Origin of the sequence: uncultured Oxalicibacterium sp., from assembly GCF_913776015.1 — a bacterium.
Classification (GTDB): Bacteria; Pseudomonadota; Gammaproteobacteria; order Burkholderiales; family Burkholderiaceae_D; genus Oxalicibacterium.
Genome location: NZ_CAJYMD010000048.1, coordinates 20,020 through 28,746, shown reverse-complemented (window position 1 = coordinate 28,746; position 8,727 = coordinate 20,020). Strand labels below are relative to the sequence as shown.

Annotated in this window: 2 protein-coding genes, 2 tRNA genes and 2 rRNA genes; all 6 read right to left on the bottom strand. The window is 52.2% G+C overall.

Features of this window, described 5'->3' with window-relative positions; genetic code table 11:
- Positions 1–1,937: ribosomal RNA gene (locus QZ725_RS08010) — 23S ribosomal RNA — on the bottom strand; the annotation flags it as partial.
- A gap of 287 nt (positions 1,938–2,224) precedes the next feature.
- A tRNA-Ala gene (locus tag QZ725_RS08005) sits at positions 2,225–2,300 on the bottom strand.
- 22 nt (positions 2,301–2,322) lie between these two features.
- Positions 2,323–2,399: transfer RNA gene (locus QZ725_RS08000), tRNA-Ile, on the bottom strand.
- A 128-nt stretch (positions 2,400–2,527) separates the two neighbouring features.
- Positions 2,528–4,064, bottom strand: a 16S ribosomal RNA gene (locus QZ725_RS07995).
- A 748-nt stretch (positions 4,065–4,812) separates the two neighbouring features.
- A complete protein-coding gene (locus QZ725_RS07990; protein ID WP_293778268.1) occupies positions 4,813–5,814 on the bottom strand; it encodes a class 1 fructose-bisphosphatase in 1,002 nt (333 codons plus the stop codon).
- A gap of 33 nt (positions 5,815–5,847) precedes the next feature.
- Positions 5,848–8,499: an aminopeptidase N gene (pepN, locus tag QZ725_RS07985; RefSeq protein WP_293778265.1), complete on the bottom strand. Its 2,652-nt coding sequence runs from the start codon at positions 8,497–8,499 to the stop codon at positions 5,848–5,850.
- Positions 8,500–8,727: the final 228 nt, after the last annotated feature.

Sequence of the window (8,727 nt, the reverse complement as noted above, 5' to 3'; positions counted from 1 at the left end):
TGCAGGTCGGAACTTACCCGACAAGGAATTTCGCTACCTTAGGACCGTTATAGTTACGGCCGCCGTTTACTGGGACTTCAATCAAGAGCTTGCACCCCATCATTTAATCTTCCAGCACCGGGCAGGAGTCACACCCTATACGTCCACTTTCGTGTTTGCAGAGTGCTGTGTTTTTATTAAACAGTCGCAGCCACCAATTTTTTGCAACCCCTTCGTCCTTCTGGCGCAGGCCAGTCAAACTACAAGGGCGTACCTTATCCCGAAGTTACGGTACCAATTTGCCGAGTTCCTTCTCCCGAGTTCTCTCAAGCGCCTTAGAATACTCATCTCGCCCACCTGTGTCGGTTTGCGGTACGGTCTCGTTAGACTGAAGCTTAGAGGCTTTTCTTGGAACCACTTCCGATTGCTTCGCGGCACAAGGCCACTCGTCGCACACCCTTGAATTACGCTGCCGGATTTGCCTAACAGCCTTCTTCGATGCACAAACCGGGACATCCAACACCCGGACAACCTTCCGCGATCCGTCCCCCCATCGCATCTAACGACGGTGCAGGAATATTAACCTGCTTCCCATCAGCTACGCATCTCTGCCTCGCCTTAGGGGCCGACTCACCCTGCTCCGATGAACGTTGAACAGGAAACCTTGGGCTTACGGCGTGGAGGCTTTTCACCCCCATTATCGCTACTCATGTCAGCATTCGCACTTCTGATACCTCCAGCATCCTTTACAAGACACCTTCGCAGGCTTACAGAACGCTCTCCTACCATATGCTTACGCATATCCGCAGCTTCGGTGACTGGCTTAGCCCCGTTACATCTTCCGCGCAGGACGACTCGATCAGTGAGCTATTACGCTTTCTTTAAAGGGTGGCTGCTTCTAAGCCAACCTCCTGACTGTTTTAGCCTTCCCACTTCGTTTTCCACTTAGCCAATCTTTGGGACCTTAGCTGGCGGTCTGGGTTGTTTCCCTCTTGACGCCGGACGTTAGCACCCGACGTCTGTCTCCCAAGCTCGCACTCATCGGTATTCGGAGTTTGCAATGGTTTGGTAAGTCGCGATGACCCCCTAGCCATAACAGTGCTCTACCCCCGATGGTGATACTTGAGGCACTACCTAAATAGTTTTCGGAGAGAACCAGCTATTTCCAGATTTGTTTAGCCTTTCACCCCTACCCACAGCTCATCCCCTAATTTTTCAACATTAGTGGGTTCGGTCCTCCAGTGCGTGTTACCGCACCTTCAACCTGGCCATGAGTAGATCATCTGGTTTCGGGTCTACACCCAGCGACTGAACGCCCTATTCGGACTCGATTTCTCTACGGCTTCCCTATGCGGTTAACCTTGCCACTGAATGTAAGTCGCTGACCCATTATACAAAAGGTACGCAGTCACCCCACAAGGAGGCTCCTACTGTTTGTATGCACACGGTTTCAGGTTCTATTTCACTCCCCTCCCGGGGTTCTTTTCGCCTTTCCCTCACGGTACTGGTTCACTATCGGTCGATATCGAGTATTTAGCCTTGGAGGATGGTCCCCCCATGTTCAGACAGGATTTCACGTGTCCCGCCCTACTTGTCGCAAGTCTAGTTCCACAATACTGATTTCGCATAAGGGGCTATCACCCTCTATGGCCGCACTTTCCAGAGCGTTTTGCTATCAATACTGCTAAATCTTGCAGGCTGGTCCCATTTCGCTCGCCACTACTTTGGGAATCTCGGTTGATTTCTTTTCCTGTAGCTACTTAGATGTTTCAGTTCGCCACGTTCGCTTCGTTACCCTATGTATTCAGATAACGATGACCTTACGGCCGGGTTTCCCCATTCGGAAATCTGCGGATCAAAGCTCGTTTGCCAGCTCCCCGCAGCTTATCGCAAGCTACTACGTCCTTCATCGCCTGATATCGCCAAGGCATCCACCATGTGCACTTATTCACTTGTCCCTATAACGTTGACCTCTGTTGCCAGAGACGCTATAGAGTTTTTGAGTTTAGCGTTTGCCGTATTTCCAAAGCGAATCTTCTAAAACTTAAGATCACTTCGTAATACTTGGTTGATACAATCATTACCCATTGATATCTCTCAATAATGCTTGCGCCTTATCGATCAACATCAATCAATAAATAATCTTTACTTCTTCCAAATTGTTAAAGAACAAAAACAGCCAATGATCGTTAAACGATCAAACCTAAATCTAATCAATCACTTGATTGACTTAGGTTTGATGTCTTGGTGGAGGTTGACGGGATCGAACCGACGACCCCCTGCTTGCAAAGCAGGTGCTCTCCCAGCTGAGCTAAACCCCCAAATCCGGTACAACTTAATTCTTGGTGGGTCTGGTTGGGCTCGAACCAACGACCCCCGCGTTATCAACACGGTGCTCTAACCAACTGAGCTACAGACCCGTTCGGATCAGTACCAACCAGCATTGCACAGACTTCACTGCTTTGCCTGCACACTGCCGACATTCACTGTTCTTCTCTTACTTAACAGCCCGATAAGTGTGGACGCTTAACTTCCGTGACGACTCTAGAAAGGAGGTGATCCAGCCGCACCTTCCGATACGGCTACCTTGTTACGACTTCACCCCAGTCACGAATCCCACCGTGGTGAGCGCCCTCCTTGCGGTTAGGCTACCCACTTCTGGTGAAACCCGCTCCCATGGTGTGACGGGCGGTGTGTACAAGACCCGGGAACGTATTCACCGCGACATGCTGATCCGCGATTACTAGCGATTCCAACTTCATGTAGTCGAGTTGCAGACTACAATCCGGACTACGATACACTTTCTGGGATTAGCTCCCCCTCGCGGGTTGGCGGCCCTCTGTATGTACCATTGTATGACGTGTGAAGCCCTACCCATAAGGGCCATGAGGACTTGACGTCATCCCCACCTTCCTCCGGTTTGTCACCGGCAGTCTCATTAGAGTGCCCAACTAAATGTAGCAACTAATGACAAGGGTTGCGCTCGTTGCGGGACTTAACCCAACATCTCACGACACGAGCTGACGACAGCCATGCAGCACCTGTGTGCAGGTTCTCTTTCGAGCACTCCCAAATCTCTTCAGGATTCCTGCCATGTCAAGGGTAGGTAAGGTTTTTCGCGTTGCATCGAATTAATCCACATCATCCACCGCTTGTGCGGGTCCCCGTCAATTCCTTTGAGTTTTAATCTTGCGACCGTACTCCCCAGGCGGTCTACTTCACGCGTTAGCTGCGTTACCAAGTCAATTAAGACCCGACAACTAGTAGACATCGTTTAGGGCGTGGACTACCAGGGTATCTAATCCTGTTTGCTCCCCACGCTTTCGTGCCTCAGCGTCAGTGTTATCCCAGGGGGCTGCCTTCGCCATCGGTATTCCTCCACATCTCTACGCATTTCACTGCTACACGTGGAATTCTACCCCCCTCTGACACACTCTAGCCGTGCAGTCACAAATGCAATTCCCAGGTTAAGCCCGGGGATTTCACATCTGTCTTGCACAACCGCCTACGCACTCTTTACGCCCAGTAATTCCGATTAACGCTCGCACCCTACGTATTACCGCGGCTGCTGGCACGTAGTTAGCCGGTGCTTATTCTTCAGGTACCGTCATTAGCTCTGGATATTAGCCAAAACCGTTTCTTCCCTGACAAAAGAGCTTTACAACCCGAAGGCCTTCTTCACTCACGCGGCATTGCTGGATCAGGGTTTCCCCCATTGTCCAAAATTCCCCACTGCTGCCTCCCGTAGGAGTCTGGACCGTGTCTCAGTTCCAGTGTGGCTGGTCGTCCTCTCAGACCAGCTACTGATCGTCGCCTTGGTGAGCCTTTACCTCACCAACTAGCTAATCAGATATCGGCCGCTCCAATAGCGCGAGGTCTTGCGATCCCCCGCTTTCATCCGTAGATCGTATGCGGTATTAATCCGGCTTTCGCCGGGCTATCCCCCACTACTGGGCACGTTCCGATATATTACTCACCCGTTCGCCACTCGCCACCAGGAGCAAGCTCCCGTGCTGCCGTTCGACTTGCATGTGTAAGGCATGCCGCCAGCGTTCAATCTGAGCCAGGATCAAACTCTTCAGTTCAATCTCTGTTTTGCCATTGCTGGCTGATTCTTTCGAATCGGTCGCTCACTCAAAATACTGACAGATAATTTCTTACCTATATTTCTTTGTGAGCATTTAATTTTAAAGTTCTGACAGCTTGCGCTGCCGCACTTTCATTAAACGCCCACACTTATCGGCTGTTAGTTTTTAAAGAACTTTGCCTGCTTCACCATCACTTCGGCGTCGCTGCGAATCGTTTTGTTCGTCAGCAGCAGAGAAACGAGATTATGTAGGAAGTTTTTGTTGTCGTCAACACTTTTTTTTAAAAAGTTTCGTTTTAAATTTCTTCAAAACGACGCTGACTTTACCTACCAAAACCTCAACTACCACCTCCACAAAAAGACCCAACACCCTCTCGGTTGCCGCTTCTTTTTGGCCCCGTCTTGCAACGGGAGGCGAACTATAGCAACTCCCCCATCACCTTTGCAAGTACTTCCTGCAATTTATTTGAAAAATGTTTCAACATATTTACCCAATCTGCCGCAAAGCCTTGCTGTGCCTCGTTTCTTTGCTTCTACCAAGATGTAATGCCGTATGCGCACGCCAGAAGTCAGCTGATTTGCCATTCAAAGTCCATAAAGAAATACAAAACCTTTTTGTTTTGGCGCCATATAGATACTTCCTGTTTACATACGCACATCAAACAACCACCTAAACAAAAACACCAAGGCCCGCTTACGCGGGCCTTGGTGTTTTTCAGGGTTACGACATTTCTTACTAAGGGAAGTTACTCCACATGATAGGAAGTGACGCGCTCTACCTCATTCTTGGAACCTAGAAAAACAGCTACGCGCTGATGCAGTTTCTCAGGGTGGATATCAAGGATGCGCTGTTTACCATCCGTCGCCGCACCACCTGCCTGCTCAACCAGAAACGCCATCGGGTTGGCTTCATACATCAGGCGCAGCTTGCCTGGCTTGTCGGGATCGCGCGCATCGGCCGGATACATAAAGACACCGCCGCGCGTCAAAATACGGTGTACGTCTGCCACCATTGATGCAATCCAGCGCATATTGAAATCCTTGCTGCGGACGCCCGTGGTGCCAGCCAGCATTTCATCCACATAGCGTTTAACTGGTGGGAACCAGTGACGCGCGTTGGACGCATTGATTGCAAACTCCTTGGTGTCTTCGGGAATAGACATATTTTTTTGCGTCATCACCCAAGCGCCCATTTCGCGATCCAGGGTGAAGCTTTGCACGCCATTACCTGTCGTCAGCACCAAGACCGTTTGCGGGCCATAGAGTGCGTAGCCAGCCAACACTTGCTGCGTGCCCGGCTGCAGAAAATCGGCTTCGGTCGGATGCTGCATGCCTGCCGGCGCTTTGAGTACCGAAAAAATCGTACCGATCGAGACATTGACATCAATATTGCTGGATCCATCCAGCGGATCGAACAGCAAGAGGTATTCGCCCATTGGGTAACGATTGGGGATCGGATGAATCTGCTCCATCTCTTCCGATGCCATGGCAGCCAGATGACCGCCCCACTCGTTGGCTTCGAGCAAAATTTCATTGGAAATGATGTCGAGCTTTTTTTGCACCTCGCCCTGCACATTCTCGCTTTCGGCACTGCCGAGCACTTCACCCAGCGCGCCCTTGCCGACGGCATGACTGATGGTCTTGCAAGCACGACCAACGACTTCAGTCAGCAGGCGCAGGGATTCCGGAATGTTGTTATGCCGGCGCTGTTCTTCGATCAGGTATTGCGTAAGGCTGACGCGTTTCATGTGTTCCTTCGATTCAATGACGAAAAATTCGGTTTATTCAGCAGCCAGCGATTTGCCAACCACCTCTTTGGTATCTTTGGATAACGTGGCCGCATCCGCGACACGTTGCAGTGCTGCCCGCATTTTTTCCTGCAAGGCAGGCGCGTATTTGCGCCAGCGATCCAGACTGCGCGCCAAGCGGGCCGCCACTTGTGGATTCAATGCATCAAGCGCAATGACTTGCTCTGCCCAGAAGGCATAGCCACTGCCATCGGCCGCATGGAATTGCGCAGGATTGCCATTGCAGAAGCTGAAAATCAGACTGCGAGCACGATTCGGGTTCTTCAGCGAAAACGCCGAATGCGCCATCAACGCACGTGCGGCTGCGACATCCGTCGTGCGCGCCATGGCTTGCAGACTAAACCATTTGTCGATCACGAGCGGCTCACTGGCAAAATCATCATGGAAACGCTGCAAGGCAGTAGCCTTGCCCGGTGCGTTGCCATTGGCGAGCGCCGATAGCGCTGCAACGCGGTCGGTCATATTCTCGGCGCCATCGCATTGCGTCTGCGCCAAAGTGTGGGCTGCCGCATCATCCAATTCCGCCAGATAGGACAAGGCCAGATTTTTGAGGGCACGCTTGCCGGCAGCCTGCGCGTCCGGACTGTATGCGCCTGGCGTCTGATTCTTTTTATACGCTTCGACCAGATCGGCACGCAAAGCCTGCGCCAGAGAGAGGCGCAAGAAGCGACGCGCCTGATGAATGGCTTGCGGATCAATGACATCCATCTGTTCGGCGATTACCGTTTCTGAAGGCAGCGTCAGTGCAATTTCGCGGAAGGCTGGATCCAGTGTCGTGTCGTTGAGAATCAGACGCAGGTTATCGCTCAACACAGGATCGACCTGCAATGTCTCACCCGCCTGCACCGCTGCAACCAGCGCCAACAAACGACGCAGGGCCAGTCGCTGCCCAGCCTCCCATCGATTGAACGCATCGCTGTCATGCGCCATCAGGAAGCCCAGATCATCGTCACTGTAGTCATACTCAAGCACAACGGGTGCCGAGAAATCGCGCAACAGGGAAGGCACCGGTGCCTCAGGGACATTTTCGAATACGAAAGTCTGCTCGGCAGCCGTCAATTCCAGCACCAGGGTCGTGCCCTTCTTGTCGCTACCACGCAGCGACAAAGCCATATCCTTGCCTTCGCTGCTCAGCAAGCCAACCGCGACTGGAATATGGAAAGGCAGCTTTTTCTTCTGGCCAGGCGTGGCAGGACAAGACTGCCTGAGCGTCAAGGTATAGGTTTGCGCCCTTGCATCGTATTCGGCACGCGCCTGCACGCGCGGCGTACCGGCCTGACTGTACCAACGTTCAAACTGGGTCAGGTCGCGACTGTTAGCGTCACTCATCGCGGCACGGAAGTCGTCACATTCGACGGCTTGACCGTCATGCCGCGCAAAATACAGGTCCATGCCCTTGCGGAAGCCATCGCGACCAAACAAGGTTTGGTACATGCGCACGACTTCGGCACCTTTTTCATAAATCGTGACCGTGTAGAAATTACTGATCTCGACAAAGGAATCAGGGCGTACAGGATGCGCCATCGGGCCGGCATCTTCGGGGAACTGGGCCTGACGCAGTACGCGCACATCGTCGATACGCTTGACCGCGCGACCACTGTCCGTGCCGATCATGTCCGCCGAAAATTCCTGATCACGAAAAACGGTCAAGCCCTCTTTCAACGAAAGCTGGAACCAGTCGCGGCACGTCACGCGATTGCCGGTCCAGTTGTGGAAATACTCGTGGCCAACCACTGCCTCGATATTGCCGTAATCGACATCGGTCGCGATACGCGGATTGGCGAGGACGAACTTGGTATTGAAAATATTCAAGCCCTTGTTTTCCATCGCGCCCATATTGAAGTCGCCCACTGCGACGATCATGAAGCGATCGAGATCGAGTTCGAGGCCAAAGCGCTCTTCATCCCAGCGAATACTGTTTATTAGCGAATCCATCGCGTGCTGGGTCTTGTCGAGATTGCCCTCCTCCACCCACACCTGCAGCAAGACTTCACGTCCGGACTTCAGTTTGATGCGTTCTTCCTGGCACACCAGTTGTCCGGCGACTAAGGCAAACAGATAGGACGGCTTCTTGAACGGATCTTCCCACAAGGCGTAATGACGACCATCGCCCAGATCGCCTTCTTCGATCAAATTGCCATTCGACAGCAGGACAGGATATTTCTTCTTGTCGGCGCGCAGCATGACTTTGTACGTCGCCATGACATCAGGACGATCGGGGAAATACGTGATCTTGCGGAAACCCTCGGCTTCGCACTGCGTGAAGAAGTTGCCGTTGGAAACGTACAGTCCCATCAGCGAGGTATTGCTCTCCGGCTGCAGCAGTGTTTCGATTTCGAGCGTGACCTTGGCCGGTCCAGCAGGAATACGCAAAATGCCATCCTTGATCTGATACGCCTTGGCGCCAAGCGCCTTGCCATTCATACGAATCTGTACCAGCTCAAGCTCTTCGCCGTACAGCGTCAGTATCTTGTCGCTGCTTTGCGTATTGCGCTCCAGCGTCATGCGGGTAGCAACGCGCGTCGCAGCGGGGTCGAGATCAAACCCCATTTCGACAGTGCGAACCCAGTAAGCGGGCGGCGTGTAATCTTTGCGATAAATGGTGGGAGGTGTGTCGGTGCGCATAGGAGTGAGATGGGAGACTACGCAAAATGCCATTTTACCAATCCTGCTCGGCAAATAGGGTCTGGCAAAAATTATCGGGAAAAGCCGCTCCAGTTACGGTAAGCGGGCTTGAGGAAACGTGTCAGGAAAGCGCGATTCGCACATCAATAACGTTTTTTTATGCAAAGCGAATGGCAAGTTACAACTTGTAACGGCTGTTTGCAGGAAAGACGCTATCCTGTAAGCATC

Coding starts and splice junctions, on each gene's coding strand:
- QZ725_RS07990 (WP_293778268.1), bottom strand. CDS start 5,814: ATGAAACGCGTCAGCCTTACGCAATACCTGATCGAAGAACAGCGCCGG.
- pepN (WP_293778265.1), bottom strand. CDS start 8,499: ATGCGCACCGACACACCTCCCACCATTTATCGCAAAGATTACACGCCG.